The organism is Candidatus Thermoplasmatota archaeon, assembly GCA_030018475.1.
GTDB lineage: Archaea > Thermoplasmatota > JASEFT01 > JASEFT01 > JASEFT01 > JASEFT01.
Map to the genome: position 1 here is coordinate 2662 of JASEFT010000021.1, position 18764 is coordinate 21425.

An 18764-nucleotide genomic window follows, 5' to 3' on the forward strand; every position below is an offset into this window, starting at 1 on the left:
TTGTACTTTTTTGCAATTGCAGCTGCTATTTTCCTGCCAATTGCAGTAGTGCTCAAATAGAGATCCAGGCCTTCAGGTAGTTCTTCATATTTTGTTAAAAATGTATTGGTATCATGAGTAGCAACTATATTTTTTACTGAACTCAAACTCTCGTTAATTTGTTCTTTACTCAGCCTTCCGGTATCACTCCTTATTTGAACTATACTTTCATAATACCCTCCAAACCTCTTACTGCAAGCTATGCATGTAGCCTTCTTTAATTTTATTTTAGCATTTTCAATCGTTTCTAATTTCAGTCCTAAAATTGTGCCTTCAGCTAAAATTTTTACATCTGCTATTTCAGTTTTAAAATCGAATTTAAAATTTAGTTTGCGTTCTTTAGAAAGCTCGTTCCATTCAATATTCTTCTCTATTACCCTTGCCATCCCGCTACTCAAATTTTCAAATTTTAGCCATTTTTTGCCTAGTAACATTGAGTTGCAGTGTGCACATATAACAGTATTAAAAATTTCAGGCACTATTACCAGTTTAGTTCTAGCTCTAAAGCAGTTTTCGCATAAGTTGTTGTATAACTCAGCTCGTTTACCGCATACTATGCACAAGCGTTGTGTTGAGCTCATATTATAACTTTTACTGCCTGCGCGTGAGGTATTTTATTTATAACAATAACATTTTCTTTATCTACAAGCCCTGCTTTTACAGCTAAAGAAACAACTTTTTTACCTACTAGATTTATAATAGTGGCAAGTTCTAAATGCGCTAGAAACCTTTCTTCATTTACTAATTTATCACGGTAGAACTCGCCAACCTCAAGCTCGAATTTAGAGCTAGAAATTTTTTTATTGAGCAACTCTGCATCGCAGGCAGCAAGTAAAACATTCTCTCCTTTGCGGTAAACTCTTAACGATATCATTACACTATTGTGTATTTTCCGGGCTTGCGCTCGTATATTCTACCCTCTCTTTTTAATCTATCAATAACTTCTTCAGCTTTCCTCTCAGCAATACCTGCTTTCGCAGCCTCGCTTATTATGTCTTGATGGGAAGCGCCTTCAAGATCTTTACTTACAAGCTCGCGAATTATATCAAATACATTTATAAGTCTTTCTCTCTGCGGTGCTGTTATACCTGTTGCAATTTTATCTATATCGAATCTACGCATCTCTGTATCGTATGCTACTCTTGTTAAGCAGTGATGCATTAGTCTTATAGCTCTTTCTGCATCTTCTTTTGTTATCTCATCACTTAGTCTTACCCTTGCGCTAGCTTCGCTCAGTCTTACAAAAGCCTCTAATTGCCTTGGCGTTATAGGCACTGCAGCACCTTCCTGCTCACCTTGACTTCTTAGACTTACATAATATTCTTTAAGAGTTTCTTCAGCTTCTTTAGTCATTACCGGCTTTGTCCTCTTTGCATACGCAATATATTTTCTTAAAAGCTCAGGCTCTATTTCAGGTTTTACTACCTTTGCGGCAAGCTCCTCATCTTCTTTGGTATATCTACCTCCTTCTGTTTCAGCTCTATAACATGCAATTTCACCAGCGTGATGCAATCTCAAAATATGTTCAGCCATCTCAGTATCTTTTTTAGTATCTGGTTTATCAGTAACTGAGAATATCAAATCGAACCGCGATAGTAGCGTTGGCGTCAACTCTATTTGCTCTGCAAGCGCTTTGTATTCTTCAAACCTTCCAAATTTAGGGTTTGCTGCACCTAACAGAGCGCATCTGCAATGCAGTGTAGCAGTTATACCAGCTTTAGCAATACTCGTTGTTTGCTGCTCCATGGCTTCATGAATGGCGCTTCTATCGTGTTCACTCATTTTGTCTATTTCGTCGACACAGACTATACCTTTATCGCCAAGCACTAATGCTCCCGCCTCTAACGTCCACCTTCCTTCAAATGAATCATCTCTAACAGCTGTAGCAGTGAGTCCTGCTGCTGTAGCGCCTTTGCCACTTGCATAAATTCCGCGAGGCGCCAAAGTAGAAATATAGCGCAAAAGCTGCGATTTTGCAGTGCCAGGATCACCAACAAGTAAAATATGGATATCGCCCCTTATTTTAGTACCGTCCGGCATCTCTTTAGGTACGCCACCGAAAAGCTGCAGTGCCAAAGCTTCTTTCTCCATTTCCATACCGTGTATTGAAGGCGCTATTGATGAAACTATTTTTTGATAAAGCATTTTGTCTTTGCTTAACTTTAGTATTTCCTGCTCTTCCTCTGGAGTTATAGCTATTTCCTCGAACTCGCGCTCCTCTACCTCAATACTATTTGTTCTTAGAAAAATATCGAATAATACTGACTTCACACCCCTTTCTTTTCTCTGAGTACCGCCTAATATACCATTGAGTACAACTCTATTACCGGGCAATACTTCACCCACAAGGTCATCTTCAACATAAGCTACAAGTCTTTGTGGCTGTTCACCGCCGCGAAGCCCTTCAGGGCTTTCTTGTAGCTCTAATCTTTGGGTATCTACGTAGATGGATTTCTCAGTTAGAAGTTTGAATCTCGTAGTAGCTTGCGATTTACCGCAGCCACTTTGCTCTTTGTAGCATTCTAGAGGCTCTCTAAATGTAAGTTCTTCTTCTTGAGGCACGCGAATTACTGCACCGCAGCGAAGGCATTGGAATGAAGCTTCTATGAGTTTTGGTCTTACTTCACTAGCCCTTCTCACAAGTCCTTCCACTGCTATGAATTTGCCAAGATGCTCGGCTCTTAACTCTCTAATAGGCACTCTCCCCAACTTCCTAGGAATATTCGTTATTCTGAGATGTACATCATAACCAGTAATATCTTTTAGAGCTCTTTGCCCTGCATAAATAACTTTTTCAGGATTTGTAAGCAAATATTCTGCAAGCTCTGAATTATGCTCAGCTACAGCCTCGTAGCTTATATTAATAGATTTTCTGTTTGGGAAATCTCTGGAAATATCTGCAAGCTCGCCTTTATAGTCTGAGAACAATCTTTCCCATACATTAGATAAGCTCTCTATTGAAAGTGCCATAACATTTAGTAATGTAATTGTGGTTATAAAAGATTTATCTGCAAGCAAGCTAATTTCTTGTTATGGCTTACGATTACAGAGCTCTTTTGAAGAGGGCAAGAGAGAGGCTGCCTGAGAAAGTAAAAGAGAAGTCACGCCTAGAAGTACCCAAATGCGATATTTTTTACGAAGGCAAGACCACAATAATAAAGAATTTTACAGAAATCGCAGAAGTTATAAGGAGGAGCGAGGACCATTTGTTGGCTTATTTGCTTAGAGAGCTCGGTACCGCAGGCGTTTTGGAAGCTCGTAGGGCCGTGCTTAAAGGTAATGTTAGTGCGGAAAGTGTTGAAGAAAGGCTCAAAGATTATGTTAAAACTTTCGTGCTCTGCTGGGAATGCAACAAGCCAGATACCCATCTAGAGAAAGCAGAAAGAGTCCTAATTCTCAAATGCGATGCCTGTGGTGCTCATAGGCCTATAACTGTAAGGGTTACTAAAGAATGACGAAAGAAATACTTAATGAAATGAGAGTTGTTGTTGGTATTACAGGCGCAAGCGGCGTAATTTATGGAATAAGGTTATTAGAGAATTTAAAAGCAGAGAAGCACTTGATAATATCAGAAAATGCAAAAAAACTTCTTGAGTATGAGACTGGTTATGAATTGAAAGAAGCAATAAAGCTTGCTGAGCATTATTATGAAAACGAAGATCTTTTTGCTAAAATATCTTCAGGCTCTTTCAAATTTGACGCCTTAATAATAGTGCCTTGCTCTACTTCTACCTTTTCTAAAATAGCAAATGGTATAGCAGATAATCTAATTACTAGGGCAGCGAGCGTCTGCTTGAAAGAGAGAAAAAAATTGATAATTGTGCCAAGAGAGACGCCATTATCTACAATACATTTACAAAATTTAGCTAAACTTTCGCAAGAAGGCGCTGTTATTCTGCCTGCAATGTCGGCATTCTATCACAAGCCAAAGAGAATTGATGATTTGGTCAATTTTGTTGTAGGTAGAATATTAGATGCTCTTGGAATAGAGCACAAACTTTATAAAAGATGGCAGAGGTAGCGCTTCCGTACCAATTTTCTCGCGCCTCTCAAAAATTTTTTGACTAATTATTTAACAATTTTACAAACCTTTTCTAACTCAGGAATGAATTTATCAACCACTTTTTTAGTTACATGCGGCATTACAACAATTCTCAAGCATTTTGGATTGCAAGCTTTGGATACATACCACTTCCTTTTGGCAAGATCCTTTATAACTTTTTCCACCTTACTTATTTTTATACCTACAATATTCATTGTGGGCTCAGCAACAAGCTTCAAACCTATTTCTACAATTCTGTCACACAAATAATGAGTTGTAGCCATACATTTTTTCACTGCTTGTCTGTAGCCAGATCTACCAAAAAACTTCATTACTGCATAAGCAGAAGCGACTGATGCGGAGCACCTTGTACCTAGCAAGCAAGTATGCTTACCAGTAAGATAATCTGCTTTTCTACTTATAATCTCAAAATATTTTTTCTCTCTTACCAGCAAGCATCCGCAAGGTATTGTGCTAAAACCCATTTTATGAGGGTCCATTGTAATAGAGCATACTCCCGGCAGTGAAAAATCAAAATCTGGTAATTTATAGCCCAGCTCTTTTAGAAAAGGTATGACAAAGCCTCCGAAAGCTGCATCTACATGCAGAAAAGCATTTTCGTTGCAAAGCTCTGAAAGCTCAGGAATGGGATCGACAACTCCAAGCTCTGTGCTACCTGCTACTCCTACAACTGCGCAAACATCCCCATTCGAAAGCTTTCGTTTTGCCTCTTCTATATCCATTCTATAGCTTTCATCTAAACCCACGAAGACAGGCTCTAAATTCATTAGATCGCAAGCTTTGATAAAAGAGAAATGAGCGCTTTTAGGCATTATTACTTTTTTATTACCTGTAAGCTTTTTAGCAATCCAGAGAGCAGTAATATTTGCCTCAGTACCGCCTGAGAGCACGTTACCACAAATACCTTTACCATGTAAAAGCTTTGACAGCATTTTTATAACTTCTTTATGCAGTCTTTTTGTACCTTGATAAAGGTCTGGGTTGCCTAGATTACTTTCAATGAATTGCTTGTGAGCTTTCAGCGCTAGCTGATGAGGCTTGGTGCACATTGATCCTAAAATTCTGCCTTCTGAGAAATGATAGTCTTCTCGGTAAGCTTCACTTAGCTCTGCAAGAATATTTTTGAGTGAGCGTCCTTTTCTGTCCATCTTATCCAACTAAGAAAAGCACTACTTTCTTACCTTTTCCAAAATCAGCTTCTGCTCAATACTTGCTACCAGTCTAATAGCATCTTTCACAGCATCTGGGTTCAAACTTATAGAATCAATACCTGCTCTTACAAGGAACTCTGTAAATTCAGGATAGACACTAGGAGCTTGACCGCAAATAGAAACAGTACAGTTTTTTTCATGAGCTACCTTAATTAAATGCTCTATAGCTATTTTTACAGCTTCGTTTCTTTCATCGAAATAACCTAATTTCGCAAGAATCTCAGAATCTCGATCAGCGCCTAAAATAAGCTGAGTTAAATCGTTGCTTCCGATACTGAAGCCGTCTACAAGCTCTGCAAATTTATCAGCTAAAAATATGTTGCTAGGCACTTCAGCCATGAGCCAGAGCTTAAAGTCGGCGCTCCTTTCAAGACCTTCTTCTCTCATAATACTTGTAATTTTCTTTACTTCCTCAACAGTTCTTACAAAAGGGAGCATTACCCAGAGATTAGTCAAGCCTTTATCACGCACCTTTTTTATAGCTTTAAGCTCTAGTCTGAAAGCGCTTTCAAATTCTTTGCTCGTATATCTAGAGCATCCTCGCCAGCCGAGCATTGGGTTAGCTTCTAAAGCTTCAAACTTTTCGCCGCCTTCTAAAGCGCGATACTCATTAGTTTTAAAATCGCTAGTTCTTAGAACTACGAAACGAGGGTAGAAAGCCTTCGCCACTTTCTCAATACCTTCTGCAAGCACTTCTATGAAATTATTCTCTTCGCCTCTCTCAATCAAAGTGCATGGGTGCTTGCCTATATAGCTTGATACTATGAACTCCTCTCGCATTAACCCTACGCCTTGCACAGGTAATTTAGAATATTCTTCCGCTTTCTCAGGTACGCCAATATTGAGTAAAATTTTAGTAGCAGTTATTGGTAGGTACTCAGCCACCGCAACTTCTTTCTTCTCTTCTATTACTTCTTTTCTCAGCTCCACAGCACCTTCGTATACAACGCCTGTCTTTGCATCTACGGTTATTTCCATACCTTCTTGAAGTACGCCTGTTGCATTGCCAGTACCTACAATACAAGGTATTCCAAGCTCGCGAGAAACTATTGCTGCATGGCAAGTCATTCCTCCTTCATCGGTAACTATGGCGCAAGCCCTTCTCATAGCAGGTACCATATCGGGCGAGGTCATCGTCGTAACCAAAACGTTCCCTTTTTTTACTTTAGCTAACTCAGTTGAATCTTTGATAATTACAACTTTACCGCTAGCAATACCTGGCGAGGCAGGTAAACCTTTTAGAATACCCTCATACGGTACTACCTCTCTCTTCTCCTTTAATTCTTCTGCTTTGGGCTTGAGTGCAGTTATAGGCCTTGCTTGCACTATGTAAATATCACTGTTTTCTATACACCATTCTACATCCATAGGTATTGTATAAAATTCTTCAATTCTCTTGCCGTATTCTGCAAGTTTATAAATCTGCTCGTCAGTAAGTTTCTGGCTAGCTTGGACCTCTTCAGGTACATCAACTTCTATACTTCTACCTTCTTCAGAGCGCGTATACTTTATCTTCTGAGCAGAAATTTTTTTATCCTCTAATTTCAAAGTCAGCTGGTCCACAACGTAAGTATCAGGAGTGATTTTACCGCCTACAGTAGTTTCTCCCAAGCCATAGCCTGCCTCTATAACTACTTTTTTATCGCCAGTAATTGGATGTGATGTGAATATAACTCCTGATAAATCGCTGTTAATCATTTTCTGGACAACAACAGCCATACCTACTTTTTCATGCTGGAAGCCATGTTCAACTCTATAAAAGATAGCTCTAGGGGTATAGAGCGAAGCCCAGCATTTTTTAATATTTTCTAAAAGCGCTTTTTCACCTTTTATATTAAGATAAGTTTCCTGCTGACCTGCGAAGCTTGCAGCTGGTAAATCTTCTGCGGTTGCAGAACTCCTTACCGCTACAAATTCTTCGCTACCAAGCTTTCTGTAGGCATCTAAAATATCTATTTCCATTTGCCATGGTATTTCAGCCTCAGTAATAGCTTCTTTTATGATTTCTGAAGCTTTGTTCAACTCCTCAGAGTTATTAATATCAACTTTGGCAAGAGTCTCGAAAATTTTCTGCTTTGTTTTAGTCTCTTCCAGAAATGACCAGAAGGCGCTACTTGTAATCACAAAGGCGTTAGGTACTGGAAAATTGCCTTTTAAAAGCTCTCCCAGATTAGCGCCTTTACCCCCTGCTAGAGCAATATCATCTTTACTCAACTCTTCTATCCATAGTATGCTCATGATACTATTAATAATCGAATTAGGTACCTAAAATACTTTCCTAGCTTTCTACAATTATACTGCAAGGCGTAGGTAATTTCATTCTCGCTCTTCTTAGAGCTTCTTTTGCATCTTCAAAATGCTCTTTTAACGTAGCAAGAGTTATTAGCCTCTGACCTTTTTCCACTCTTGTGGCGGTACCCACAGGTACTCCGAAAGACATACTCATGCCTTGCGAAATTCTATCTGCCCCAGCACCTACTGCGTATTTATGCTCCCGCAATACCTGGTGGGGATAGATTCTTATTTTCAAATGATAGTTATTGCCTGCTTTATTAGCAATATGCTTGGTACAAGCTACTCTCGCGGCTTCTAATGCATTATGCCTTATTTGACATTGCTCTTCAGCCACTAAAGATATTTGCAATGAGAATTCTCGATTTAAAGTTCCGTCATCGAACCTAGCAATTCTAGGTGCAGGTACTCCTCCCATGTACTCCTTTCTTGTATAGGCTTGACCTTTAACAGCATGATACATTCTGCCCGGCTTCCTTACCATTTCAACTCAGAGTAGTAATGTACTGAACTGTAGATTAATATTACCGCAAAATTTTTATAATAGCAAGATATATTGGTGGAAGATACAAGAGAAGAAGTGCAGGGCCTGTAGCTCAGATAGGTAGGATGAGAAAGCTAAAATTTATCAAAGAATTGGTGTTCTATCATCCCTGTAAAGAGCATCTGGCTTTTATGCTTCGGATGCAACCGAAAAAAAACGAGTTTTTCCGCAAGCGGAAAAACCAGGTGGTCAGGGGTTCAAATAGTATTAAGGGGTAAGCAGTGCTTTTCAGCACTTAAAAAAGACCTTACTGCTAGAAAATCCCCTCAGGCCCGTCCACTCCATCCCTTGACAACTAACGATATAATACCAGACACCCTTAAGTCTGAAGGAATGTGAAATGGTAGCGAAAGAGGAAAAGTCTGCGAAATTTAAAGTCACAGATCATGTTCTAGTACCTGCTCATATACTGTTATCAAAAGAAGAAGCTAAAAAAATACTAAAAGAATATAATGCAGAGTTTCAGCAGCTGCCGAAAATACTAGTTACAGATCCATGCGCTAAAATATTGGGCGCCGAGCCTGGAGATATAATTAAGGTTATAAGAAACAGTCCAACTGCTGGTAAAGCAATAGCCTACAGAGGTGTGGTGAAGGTATAGGCATGCGAGAATTGATAGAAACGTTTTTTAGAGAGCGTAGTATAGTAAACCATCAGTTATCATCTTACAACGATTTCCTGCCCACAGAAGATAACCCTAATAGCAGAATGCAAAGAGTTATCGATAGTATCAAGGTAGGCGAGGGCGTTGTAGAGCAGGGTACAATAAAACTAGATGTCGGTAATATAGCTGTAAAGCTTAGGAAGGTTAGTGTGGGGGATCCCACTTTAGGAAATGTAATTGTAAAAGAGGCAAACGGCTCTAGGCATTTACTAACGCCTATGGAGGCAAGGCTTCGCAACCTAACTTACGAAGCTCCTGTCTATATTGAGGCACAAATTGTAGAAGACGGCGTAGAGAAAGAAATTGAAAAAGTGCACATAGGAAACATTCCGATAATGGTGAAGTCAAAGCTATGCAATATACACCAAACTAACATTGACAAGGTACTGGCGTATTATTGCAGGCATTTAGAGAGTGATAAAATTAAAAAAGCCGATTACAAAGAGAAGCTTGTTATGATTGGTGAAGATCCTCTTGATCCTGGTGGCTACTTTATAGTTAGCGGCAGTGAAAGGGTGCTGATTTCACTTGAAGAGCTCGCCCCAAACAGGGTCATGGTCGAGCTCACTGAGAAATATGGTAGTAAAACAGAGACTGCTAAAGTATTCTCTCAGAAAGAGGGCTATAGAGCTTTGATAACAGTTGAGAGAAGAAAAGATTCTATCTTGATAGTCTCAATACCTGGAGCTCCTGTGCCAATACCTCTTTTCGTGTTAATGAAAGCTTTGGGTATGGATAAAGATGAAGATATAAAAAATGCGATAGGCCCCGATGTAGAGCTTCAGAGTATCATATTTGCAAATTTAGAAGAATGCAGTGAAGAGCACAATGTGATTACCACTGCAGATGCGTTGAGTTTCTTGGAAAAGAAGTTTGCCAGCGGGCAGGCTAAAGAGTATAGAGCTAAGAAAGTAGAATCTATCTTAGATAGATTATTACTGCCGCATTTGGGCGATACTTCAGAAGCGAGATTAAAGAAAGCAATATTTTTAGGAAGGGTAGCGAGAACTGTTTTAGAACTTGCACTTGGTAAAAGGAAAGAAGATGACAAAGATCATTATGCAAATAAAAGAGTAAGGCTTGCTGGCGATTTGATGGAAGATTTGTTTAGAGCAGGAATAGCGACTTTAGTTAAGGATTTGAAATATCAGTTAGAGCGAGGATACGTGAAAAAGAAGAGTATAAAAATAGCCTCCGCTGTTAGACCTGACGTTCTCACTCAGCGCATGTTCCATGCACTAGCTACCGGCAATTGGGTTGGAGGTAGGGTCGGTGTAAGCCAACTGCTGGATAGAACTTCTAATATGAGCACTTTAAGTCATTTGAGAAGAGTTACTTCGCCACTAACGAGATCTCAACCTCATTTTGAGGCAAGGGATTTACATCCTACTCAGTGGGGTCGCTTATGCCCTAATGAAACTCCAGAAGGTCAAAACTGCGGTTTGGTTAAAAATCTTGCTCTAATGATAGATATCTCAGAAGGTTGTAGTGAAGATGAAGTTAAAAAGTTATTAGCACATCTTAAGATCAAGCCTGTAAGAAGTGGAATTGTAGGCGGCAGAGTATATGTTAATGGCGATCTTGTGGGATTGCATGAGCAGCCTTTAGAGCTTGTGAGGAAGCTCAAAGAGAAGCGTCGCGATGGTAAAATATCACACGAAATAAATGTAAGATATGATGAAAGCATGAACGAAGTGATAATAAATTGTGATGAAGGCAGGATAAGAAGACCGTTGCTAGTTGTAGAGAAAGGAAGAACAAAGCTCACTAAAAGTGAGTTAAATGAGATTAAAAAGGGCGATATTAAATTTAGCGATTTGATTAATAAAGGGATAGTAGAATATGTAGATGCAGAAGAAGAAGAAAATGCATTAATCGCAATTAATGAGAAAGAGCTAACTAAAAAGCACACCCATCTGGAGATAGACGCTATTACAATTTTGGGCGTTTGTACAGGGTTAATACCCTATTTAGAGTACAACTCATCTCCTCGCAACACAATGGGCGCAGGTATGATAAAACAATCTCTAGGGTTTAGCTGCGCAAATTACCGTTTGAGACCTGATACTAGGAGCCATTTATTGCACTACCCACAAATACCTATAGTAAGGACAGAGCATATGAATTACACTAATTTTACTACAAGGTGCGGAGGGCAAAATTTTGTTGTTGCTATACTGTCAACTCAAGGCTACAACATGGAAGATGCCATCATTATAAACAAAGGTAGTATTGATAGAGGATTGGGAAGGAGCACCTTTTTCAGAACTTATCGTACTGAAGAGCGTCGCTATCCAGGTGGACAGCAAGAGAAAATTGAGACTCCTAAACCTGACGTTGTAGGCGCTAGAAGCGATGAAAGTTATAGATGGATTGGCGATGATGGCTTGATAGTTCCTGAGCGCGAGGTTAAAGGTGGCGACGTGCTCATTGGCAAAACATCGCCGCCCCGCTTCTTAGAAGAGCCTGTAGACTTTCTCACACCTCAACGAAGGAGGGAGACCTCAATTACAGTTAGGCACGGCGAGTCTGGTTACGTAGATTCAGTCATACTTACCGAGTCTGAGAGCGGCTGTAAGTTAGCTAAAGTAAAAGTAAGGGACGAGAGAATACCTGAGGTGGGCGATAAGTTCGCATCTAGACATGGTCAGAAAGGAGTTATAGGACTCATAATGCCACAAGAAGACATGCCTTTTAATGAAGATGGTATAACACCGGATTTAATAATCAATCCTCATGCAATACCTTCAAGAATGACTGTAGCGCATGTATTAGAGATGATTGGCTGTAAAGTGGGCGCAATGACTGCCGAGCCTATAGATGGCACCGCTTTCTCAGGAGAAACTGAAGAAGAGTTAAGAAAGGAGCTTGTAAAGCAAGGCTTCAAGCATACAGGTAAAGAGTATTTGTATGACGGTATAACTGGCGAATTGATAGCGACAGATGTTTTTATAGGCTTGATTTACTATCAGAAGCTTCACCATATGGTTGCAGGTAAAATACACGCGCGCTCAAGAGGGCCAGTCCAAATTCTTACAAGGCAGCCTACTGAAGGTAGAGCTAGACAAGGGGGCTTGAGATTCGGTGAAATGGAAAGAGATTGCTTAATTGCGCATGGCGCTTCAATGGTAATTAAAGATCGACTGCTAGATGAATCTGACGGTACTACAGAATACGTGTGTGCAAGTTGTGGCCATATCGCCATGTTCGACCAACGAGGCTTCCTTAAATGCACTAAGTGCAAAGAAGGCAGTAGTATTCACCCGGTAAGAATGAGTTACTCATTTAAGTTGCTTGTTGATGAGCTGAAAGCTATGGGTATTATACCGAGACTTAGGTTGGGCGATCTTGCTTGAAAGGAGTATGAAATATGAAGTTGCTTGGAGTACCTAAAAAAATTGAAAAAATAGAGTTTGCACTACTATCACCCAAAGAGATTAGGGAAATGGCTACTGCAAAAATAATTACTGCAGATACTTATGATGACGATGGCTTTCCCGTGGATATGGGTCTTATGGACCCTAGGTTGGGCGTCATTGAGCCAGGCCTTAAATGCAAAACTTGTGGCGGTAGAGTAGACCAGTGTCCAGGCCATTTTGGATATATTGATTTAGCAATGCCGGTGATACACGTAGGCTATGTAAAACTTATCAAACACATACTAGAATCTACATGTAGAGCTTGCGGCGCTTTGCTTATCTCTAAAGAGCTTGCTAGAAAAAGGGAAATGACATTAGAAGAATCTGACGAAGCAGGCGAGACAAAAAGCTTGCCAAGAGTAACATGTCACAAGTGTGGCGAGCCGCAGAGGAAGATAACTCTAGATAAGCCGACAACTTTTAGGGAAGACGGTCATAAGCTAACGCCTAAAGAAATTAGGGAGAGGCTGGAGCGAGTAGGCAATACTGAATTAGGCAACCCAGAAGAAGATTTAGAGGCTTTAGGATTTGGCCAAAAAGTTACGAGGCCTGAGTGGATGGTTTTAACAGCTTTACCAGTACCACCGGTATGCATGAGACCATCCATCACTCTAGAATCAGGTGAAAGGAGTGAAGACGACTTAACTCACAAACTTGTAGATGTACTAAGAATAAATCAAAGATTGCAGGAAAACAAAGACGCAGGCGCCCCTCAGCTTATTGTAGAAGATCTATGGGAGCTCTTGCATTATCATATCACAACATATTTCGATAATCAAACGCCTGGTATACCACCAGCAAGACATAGGAGCGGCAGAGCTTTGAAAACACTAGCGCAGAGATTGAAGGGCAAGGAAGGTCGCTTTAGAAGCAACCTTTCAGGCAAAAGAGTGAATTTTTCAGCTCGTACAGTAATTTCGCCTGATCCTAACCTATCGATAAACGAAGTAGGGGTACCATTAGAAATAGCAAAAGAGCTTACGTTACCTGTAACAGTAATGCCTTATAATATCCAAACTTTAAAAGAGCTAGTTGCTAAAGGTCCTAGCTACCCAAGCGCTAATTACATTATAAGGCCTGACGGTAGAAGACTCAAAATTACAGAAAAAAACGCTAAAGAGCTAGCTGAAAAACTAGAAATAAACTATGTTGTAGAGCGGCATTTAGTAGATGGCGATATTGTCTTATTTAACCGTCAGCCTTCTCTGCATAGAATGAGTATGATGGCGCACTATGTTAAAGTTATGCCCTATAAAACTTTTAGACTAAATCTAGCAGTATGTTCTCCTTATAATGCAGATTTCGATGGCGATGAAATGAACTTGCATGTACCGCAAAGTGAAGAAGCCAAAGCAGAAGCTAAAATGCTAATGCTAGTTCAAGAGCATATACTGTCGCCAAGATTCGGAGGCTCTGTGATAGGCTGTATTCACGACCATGTTACTGGTATGTTCCTGCTAACTCATAAAGATGCTAAATTTAGCAAAAAGGAGGTAACAAAGTTACTAGCGGCGATAGACTATCGAGGCGAGCTTCCAAAGAGGGTGGAGAAGAACTACTGGCTCGGCAAAGACATATTTTCGCTACTTTTACCGCAAGATCTAAATTTAGAGTATAGAGCTAGTATATGTCAAATGTGCGAAGAATGTAAAAAAGAAAAATGCAAGTACGATGCATATGTGATTATTAAAAAAGGCAAACTTTTGCAAGGCACTGTTGATGGCAGAAGTATAGGAGCGTTTAAAGGTAAACTTTTAGATAAAATTGTTAGAGATTACGGTACTGAGCAAGGTCGCAATATCATAGACTTAATCACAAGACTTGCAATAGCCACAATATCTTTGAGAGGCTTTACTACAGGAATAGATGACGAAGATATTCCTCAAGAAGCGAGGGCTCAGATTGTAGAGGTGCTAAAAGAGGCTAAGGCGAAATCAGAAAAACTAGTAGCTGCTTATAAAGAAGGCTTACTAGAGCAGCTGCCGGGGCGAAGTCTTGAAGAAACTTTAGAAGTAGAGGTAATGAAAGTGCTAGGTAGAGCTAGAGACGATGCAGGTAAAATTGCATCTCAGTATCTAGGCCTTGATAATCCATCTGTAATTATGGCTGTCTCAGGCGCCAGAGGATCAATGCTGAACTTATCTCAGATGGCTGGTTGTATTGGTCAGCAAGCTGTAAGGGGCGAGAGGATACATCGAGGCTATGGTGCAAGAACTCTGCCACATTTCGAAAAAGGAGCTTTGGGTCCTGAGGCAAGAGGGTTTGTAAACTCATCCTATAAATCAGGTTTGACTCCGGCTGAATTCTTCTTCCATTGTATGGGAGGTAGAGAAGGGTTAGTAGATACTGCAGTAAGAACTTCTAGAAGTGGCTATATGCAGAGAAGATTGATTAACGCGTTAGAGGATGTAAAAGTAAAATATGACGGCACAGTACGCAATACAGCCAACACTATAATACAGTTTAATTACGGAGAAGACAAGGTAGATCCAGCAAGAAGTGTTAGAGGTAGGAGCATAGACATTGACGATATTCTCAAAGAGCTAGTAGGGGTAGCAGTTAAAGAAGAGCCTCCAGAAAAAATGAAGGTTGTTGGTGAAGAAGAAATGGGCTTGCCTGCGGAACTTGAAGAGGAAATAATAGAAGAGGAAGCTGAAGAAGCAGAAGTAGAGGTTAGCGATTAAAAAATGATAACCAAAGAAAGAATTCAAAAAGAGCTAGCAAAACTCGATTTAGAGCTGCCCGATAATATAGTTGCAGAGCTCGCTGAGAAGCTTAAACTTAGAAAGGTCACCCTTGCAAAGTTAAGGGAGCTTTTAAAGATAACAGTCGCTAAATATAGCGATCGTACAGTAGAGGCAGGCGAGCCTGTAGGAGTGGTTACAGCGCAGTCAATTGGCGAGCCTGGAACACAGATGACAATGCGCACATTTCACTATGCTGGCGTTGCAGAAATGAACGTGACTTTGGGGCTGCCTAGACTTATAGAAATAGTAGATGCTCGCAAGACCCCTTCAACGCCAGTTATGGAAATTCATCTACCACCCGAGCTTAGAGGGAAACTTGAAGATGCAAAAAAGTTAGCCTCCTCAATAGAAACTACTAGAGTTGCAGATATTGCAGAAGTTCAAACAGATGTGACTAAAATGGAAGTAAGAATATTATGTGATGAAAAGAAACTGAAAAGGAGAAGCGTAACATCAGAAGATATAGAGTTGAAACTTCAGGAGTCAAAATATGCGTTTGAGAGAAGCGGTGAGAAAATCACAATAAAATCAGAGCCTTCTTACAGAAAGCTTCAAAAGCTCTACGATGAAATTCGCAACTTAAAAATAAAAGGAGTTGACGGTATTAATAGAGCTATAATAAGGAAGGAAGAAGAAGGCTATGTGATATATACAGAAGGCTCTAATTTAGCAGAAGTACTTGAGTTAGAGGGTATAGATAAAACAAAAACTTTAACTAACAACATAGACGAAATTTTTGAAGTTTTGGGTATAGAAGCTGCTAGAAATGCAATAATTAACGAAGCGCATCGCACTCTTCGAGAACAGGGTCTTAACGTGGATTTAAGGCATATAATGCTTGTAGCAGACCTTATGACGAATGAAGGGAATGTAACATCTGTTGGTAGACACGGCGTCTCAGGCAGGAAAAGTAGCGTGCTGGCAAGAGCTGCCTTCGAAATTACTGTTGGGCATCTTCTGAAAGCGGGCATTACTGGTGAGGTAGAGCCTTTAGCAGGCGTCACTGAGAATATAATTGTGGGGCAGACTATCTCATTAGGAACAGGCTCTGTAGAACTCGTCTATAAACCTAAAAAAGGTTAGTGGAGAAATGGATATAAATACTGCTATAAGAATTTTGCTAGAGCAGGGTAAAGTGACAGTAGGATTTGAAACTACTAAAAAAGCACTTTTGAAAAATAATATTAAGCTCGCAATCGTTTCTTCAAATCTTCCACAAAAAAAACTCGAGATTATAAAAAGCAGTGCTCCCGTTTTTAAATATAAAGGTAGTAATTCTGAGCTTGGCGTAGCCTGCGGCAAGCCTTTTCCCGTGTCTACTATCGGCATAATAGAAGCTCCCGAGAAAATATTAAAAGCATTTAGAAATTTTTATGAACGTTAAATTCGATACCACTACCATTCAACACATAAAATTATTTGAAAATCTTACTTCTGCTAAAGTTAAAGATTGTTTAGTTACGCAAGATAAAATTATTTTCGTTGTGCCTAGGGGCGAACTCGGAAAGGCTATTGGGAGGCAAAGCTATAATTTAAAAAATCTTAAACTATTGCTAAAGAAAGATGTGGATATACTTGAGCATTCTGAAAATTTAGCGCAGTTTATAAAAAACATTTTCTATCGTTATAAAGTAAAAGATGTAAAAATAGAAGAAGGTAGAGCTATTATTACCGTTGACCCTCTTGATAAGGGCAAGGCTATAGGTAAAGGCAGTAGGAATTTGAAAATTGCAAGAGAGCTTGTAAGGAGACATTACCAAATTAAGAGTTTGGTAGTAAGATAATTATTGCGTATTCTTCTCTTTTAGGAGTACAGTACTAGTAGTTTTTATAGTTTAGAGCACTCTAATTTACAGCAGGGTGATGAAAAAATGAGTAAGCTATCGCAAGACGAAAACGCAGCTCTTGAAGGTCTGCCGCTCTACCTAGTAATATTAGTTATAATAGCGGCTGTGGGAATAGCAACAGTACTTACGTGGATGGCACCTCTAAAAAGTGGTCTCGGTGCGAATATAGGGAGTATCGCACTTACAGAGAATGGCGGAGTAGATAAAATCACATGCTCGACCCAATTAGATGGTACTGCAAAAGGTAGCGGTAATATAGTTGTTACAGTAAAAGATCAAAACAACAAACCTCTGGTAGGTGCAGATGTGGAGTTGAGAGGTTGCGGTGTTGTAGAAGCTGAAAAAACAGACAGTAACGGTGTGGCTAACTTTGGTACAGTCACTGCATGTTTACAGCCTAATGTCGACGTGAGTTATATCCAAGTAACTGTAAAAGTAGCAAACTCCGAAAAGACAACAACAATAATTGTGAAAAGAGCATAGCGGAAGTAGCAAATGCAGATTCCTAACAAGCATGGAAGTATAGAAAGCATGCCTTTAAAGCTCGTTATTATTTCTGTAATCACTTCTATCACAATTCCTGCTTTGTGGAGTGCTTACAATAGCTATTCTAATATCCAACTGGAGAATAATTTAAAATTTGAAATTCATAAAATCACTTCGGCAATAAATCAAGTTTATTTAGGAGCCAACGGTACGAGCTTAAAGCTAGAAATAAATCTGAGAAACATAGAACATTTAAAGCTCGGTGATAGCTTAGGCGGAGAGTATTCCACAGTAATAAGATACAAGCTTAAAGGGGGCAGCGAGCAAGTAATACCGGTTTCTGAAGATGTGCAAATAGCTTCTGGCGAAAATACTGCGTTAATACTCTACTCTGGAAGTTACACACTTTTATTCACTCATATAAATTACGACATAAACGGAGACAATAAAATTGGGATTAACGAGAGATACGTGGAAGCAAAAATAATAATGTAAAATAGCGGGGAGTGGACTTTCTTGAGAATAGCATTTTGCTATTCCCATTTTGAACCACTGATCTACGGGTTCCTCAGCTTGCTAAGGATGCGAGGAATGTTTCGCATTCCGAAGCGTATGAGCCCGTCGGGATCTCCTGACTACCCTACCCATTCAGGCGCTTATCTTGAGTTTAAATAAGTGCTCGCTACGATAGGCAGCCAGTTTTTTTCAATCCTTGCACCAACTACTTCTTCAGAAATATATATTACTTATACTTAAATTTTGTTAATACGCTAATCTCTTAGAGTAGCGTGAAAGTGTTTATTTTAAATGAGAAAAATAGAACAATAAAAAAATTAAAATCTTCTTCTTTCTCTGCCCCGACCCCATCTCCCATACCTGGGAGCTTGCTCATATTCTCTCTCGCTTATATTTGTAGAGGCATCTATCTTACCAATAACCTCATCGCATTTGCTGAGCTTTCCGTACTTCCCTACGTTCAATCGCATATGGCCTCTCACCAACGATACATATCCGTTTTCAATTTTGATTACATCTTCTGGCGCTATGCTACCAATCTGCTCATTCCAAAGCGATAGTATTATAGTTGCAGTTTCGTCGCCAACGGTAGCTTCCGCAACATATCGCGGGCCTCCAAATCTTGAGCTTATCTCTTTCTTCTCGCCTATCTCCAAAACTTTCGCTAAAACGTTTACACTTTTCGAATCCGGTGTCAAATCTCTTATTTTAGTTGGTTCTCCTCTCATTTTTCTCTATTACCTCTCGTTTCATTCACACAATCCAAATTGGTATCTCGGTATAAATAAATATCGTTTCAGTTGCTGTGTCGCACGGAGATAAATTTTTATTAACTCGTATGATACTTACTTCTCTATAAGATTTTAACAATTATTTTTAGGATAATTTAATCAAGGCATTAAACGCAAAAACTTTCAATTGTATCTCTTTGACCAT

At 39.6% G+C, this 18764-nt stretch carries 17 protein-coding genes and 1 tRNA gene; 11 read left to right on the top strand and 7 right to left on the bottom strand.

The window, feature by feature from the left end; all coding sequences use genetic code 11:
• The 3 genes from QMD21_04015 to QMD21_04025 all read right to left on the bottom strand — a co-directional run.
• On the bottom strand, nucleotides 1-620 hold a 620-nt coding region (locus tag QMD21_04015), incomplete at its 3' end, for an NMD3-related protein (GenBank protein ID MDI6855932.1).
• A complete protein-coding gene (locus QMD21_04020; protein MDI6855933.1) occupies nucleotides 617-913 on the bottom strand; it encodes a DUF424 family protein in 297 nt (98 codons plus the stop codon). The genes QMD21_04015 and QMD21_04020, both read right to left, overlap by 4 nt.
• Complete coding sequence (locus QMD21_04025; protein ID MDI6855934.1) at nucleotides 913-3009, bottom strand: minichromosome maintenance protein MCM; 2097 nt, start codon at nucleotides 3007-3009, stop codon at nucleotides 913-915. The genes QMD21_04020 and QMD21_04025 overlap by 1 nt, the downstream gene beginning before the upstream one ends.
• A 62-nt stretch (nucleotides 3010-3071) precedes the next feature.
• Here QMD21_04025 and QMD21_04030 point away from each other — a divergent pair, with 62 nt between their 5' ends.
• Both QMD21_04030 and QMD21_04035 read left to right on the top strand, forming a co-directional pair.
• On the top strand, nucleotides 3072-3494 hold the full coding sequence (locus tag QMD21_04030) for a translation initiation factor IF-2 subunit beta (GenBank protein MDI6855935.1): 423 nt from the start codon (nucleotides 3072-3074) through the stop codon (nucleotides 3492-3494).
• 20 nt (nucleotides 3495-3514) lie between these two features.
• Nucleotides 3515-4060: a UbiX family flavin prenyltransferase gene (locus tag QMD21_04035; protein ID MDI6855936.1), complete on the top strand. Its 546-nt coding sequence runs from the start codon at nucleotides 3515-3517 to the stop codon at nucleotides 4058-4060.
• 47 nt (nucleotides 4061-4107) lie between these two features.
• Here the strand turns inward: QMD21_04035 and mfnA are convergent, their stop codons facing one another.
• The 3 genes from mfnA to QMD21_04050 are packed head-to-tail and all read right to left on the bottom strand — an operon-like array spanning nucleotide 4108 to nucleotide 8089.
• Nucleotides 4108-5250: a tyrosine decarboxylase MfnA gene (gene mfnA, locus QMD21_04040; protein MDI6855937.1), complete on the bottom strand. Its 1143-nt coding sequence runs from the start codon at nucleotides 5248-5250 to the stop codon at nucleotides 4108-4110.
• Between the two features lie 21 nt (nucleotides 5251-5271).
• Entirely contained in the window at nucleotides 5272-7551 is a 2280-nt protein-coding gene (gene ppsA / locus QMD21_04045) for a phosphoenolpyruvate synthase (GenBank protein ID MDI6855938.1), read from the bottom strand.
• A 40-nt stretch (nucleotides 7552-7591) separates the two neighbouring features.
• Nucleotides 7592-8089 (bottom strand): 50S ribosomal protein L16, encoded by a 498-nt coding sequence (locus tag QMD21_04050; protein MDI6855939.1) that lies wholly within the window; start codon nucleotides 8087-8089, stop codon nucleotides 7592-7594.
• 101 nt (nucleotides 8090-8190) lie between these two features.
• On the opposite strand from QMD21_04050, the gene QMD21_04055 reads away from it, so the two are divergent.
• The 9 genes from QMD21_04055 to QMD21_04095 all read left to right on the top strand — a co-directional run bounded on the left by QMD21_04055 (nucleotide 8191) and on the right by QMD21_04095 (nucleotide 17807).
• Nucleotides 8191-8424, top strand: a tRNA-Lys gene (locus QMD21_04055).
• 65 nt (nucleotides 8425-8489) lie between these two features.
• Complete coding sequence (locus tag QMD21_04060) at nucleotides 8490-8750, top strand: DNA-directed RNA polymerase subunit H (protein MDI6855940.1); 261 nt, start codon at nucleotides 8490-8492, stop codon at nucleotides 8748-8750.
• A gap of 2 nt (nucleotides 8751-8752) precedes the next feature.
• Nucleotides 8753-12169, top strand: coding sequence for a DNA-directed RNA polymerase subunit B (locus tag QMD21_04065; protein MDI6855941.1), 3417 nt, complete (start codon nucleotides 8753-8755; stop codon nucleotides 12167-12169).
• Between the two features lie 14 nt (nucleotides 12170-12183).
• Nucleotides 12184-14916: a DNA-directed RNA polymerase subunit A' gene (locus QMD21_04070; GenBank protein ID MDI6855942.1), complete on the top strand. Its 2733-nt coding sequence runs from the start codon at nucleotides 12184-12186 to the stop codon at nucleotides 14914-14916.
• Nucleotides 14917-14919: 3 nt separating this feature from the next.
• Nucleotides 14920-16062, top strand: a complete 1143-nt coding sequence (gene rpoA2 / locus QMD21_04075) for a DNA-directed RNA polymerase subunit A'' (protein ID MDI6855943.1) — start codon at nucleotides 14920-14922, stop codon at nucleotides 16060-16062.
• 7 nt (nucleotides 16063-16069) lie between these two features.
• Nucleotides 16070-16363 (top strand): ribosomal L7Ae/L30e/S12e/Gadd45 family protein, encoded by a 294-nt coding sequence (locus QMD21_04080; GenBank protein ID MDI6855944.1) that lies wholly within the window; start codon nucleotides 16070-16072, stop codon nucleotides 16361-16363.
• Entirely contained in the window at nucleotides 16353-16763 is a 411-nt protein-coding gene (locus QMD21_04085) for a NusA-like transcription termination signal-binding factor (GenBank protein ID MDI6855945.1), read from the top strand. The genes QMD21_04080 and QMD21_04085 overlap by 11 nt, the downstream gene beginning before the upstream one ends.
• A gap of 87 nt (nucleotides 16764-16850) precedes the next feature.
• On the top strand, nucleotides 16851-17309 hold the full coding sequence (locus QMD21_04090; protein ID MDI6855946.1) for a hypothetical protein: 459 nt from the start codon (nucleotides 16851-16853) through the stop codon (nucleotides 17307-17309).
• A 12-nt stretch (nucleotides 17310-17321) separates the two neighbouring features.
• Nucleotides 17322-17807 (top strand): hypothetical protein, encoded by a 486-nt coding sequence (locus QMD21_04095; GenBank protein MDI6855947.1) that lies wholly within the window; start codon nucleotides 17322-17324, stop codon nucleotides 17805-17807.
• Between the two features lie 338 nt (nucleotides 17808-18145).
• Here QMD21_04095 and QMD21_04100 read toward each other — a convergent pair whose 3' ends face one another.
• Entirely contained in the window at nucleotides 18146-18556 is a 411-nt protein-coding gene (locus tag QMD21_04100; GenBank protein MDI6855948.1) for a single-stranded DNA-binding protein, read from the bottom strand.
• Nucleotides 18557-18764: the final 208 nt, after the last annotated feature.

What these genes read in the sequence shown, in the direction of transcription:
- QMD21_04020 (MDI6855933.1), bottom strand. Translation starts at nt 913, where the DNA reads ATGATATCGTTAAGAGTTTACCGCAAAGGAGAGAATGTTTTACTTGCT.
- QMD21_04025 (MDI6855934.1), bottom strand. Translation starts at nt 3,009, where the DNA reads ATGGCACTTTCAATAGAGAGCTTATCTAATGTATGGGAAAGATTGTTC.
- QMD21_04030 (MDI6855935.1), top strand. Translation starts at nt 3,072, where the DNA reads ATGGCTTACGATTACAGAGCTCTTTTGAAGAGGGCAAGAGAGAGGCTG.
- QMD21_04035 (MDI6855936.1), top strand. Translation starts at nt 3,515, where the DNA reads ATGAGAGTTGTTGTTGGTATTACAGGCGCAAGCGGCGTAATTTATGGA.
- mfnA (MDI6855937.1), bottom strand. Translation starts at nt 5,250, where the DNA reads ATGGACAGAAAAGGACGCTCACTCAAAAATATTCTTGCAGAGCTAAGT.
- ppsA (MDI6855938.1), bottom strand. Translation starts at nt 7,551, where the DNA reads ATGAGCATACTATGGATAGAAGAGTTGAGTAAAGATGATATTGCTCTA.
- QMD21_04050 (MDI6855939.1), bottom strand. Translation starts at nt 8,089, where the DNA reads ATGGTAAGGAAGCCGGGCAGAATGTATCATGCTGTTAAAGGTCAAGCC.
- QMD21_04060 (MDI6855940.1), top strand. Translation starts at nt 8,490, where the DNA reads ATGGTAGCGAAAGAGGAAAAGTCTGCGAAATTTAAAGTCACAGATCAT.
- QMD21_04065 (MDI6855941.1), top strand. Translation starts at nt 8,753, where the DNA reads ATGCGAGAATTGATAGAAACGTTTTTTAGAGAGCGTAGTATAGTAAAC.
- QMD21_04070 (MDI6855942.1), top strand. Translation starts at nt 12,184, where the DNA reads ATGAAGTTGCTTGGAGTACCTAAAAAAATTGAAAAAATAGAGTTTGCA.
- rpoA2 (MDI6855943.1), top strand. Translation starts at nt 14,920, where the DNA reads ATGATAACCAAAGAAAGAATTCAAAAAGAGCTAGCAAAACTCGATTTA.
- QMD21_04080 (MDI6855944.1), top strand. Translation starts at nt 16,070, where the DNA reads ATGGATATAAATACTGCTATAAGAATTTTGCTAGAGCAGGGTAAAGTG.
- QMD21_04085 (MDI6855945.1), top strand. Translation starts at nt 16,353, where the DNA reads ATGAACGTTAAATTCGATACCACTACCATTCAACACATAAAATTATTT.
- QMD21_04090 (MDI6855946.1), top strand. Translation starts at nt 16,851, where the DNA reads ATGAGTAAGCTATCGCAAGACGAAAACGCAGCTCTTGAAGGTCTGCCG.
- QMD21_04095 (MDI6855947.1), top strand. Translation starts at nt 17,322, where the DNA reads ATGCAGATTCCTAACAAGCATGGAAGTATAGAAAGCATGCCTTTAAAG.
- QMD21_04100 (MDI6855948.1), bottom strand. Translation starts at nt 18,556, where the DNA reads ATGAGAGGAGAACCAACTAAAATAAGAGATTTGACACCGGATTCGAAA.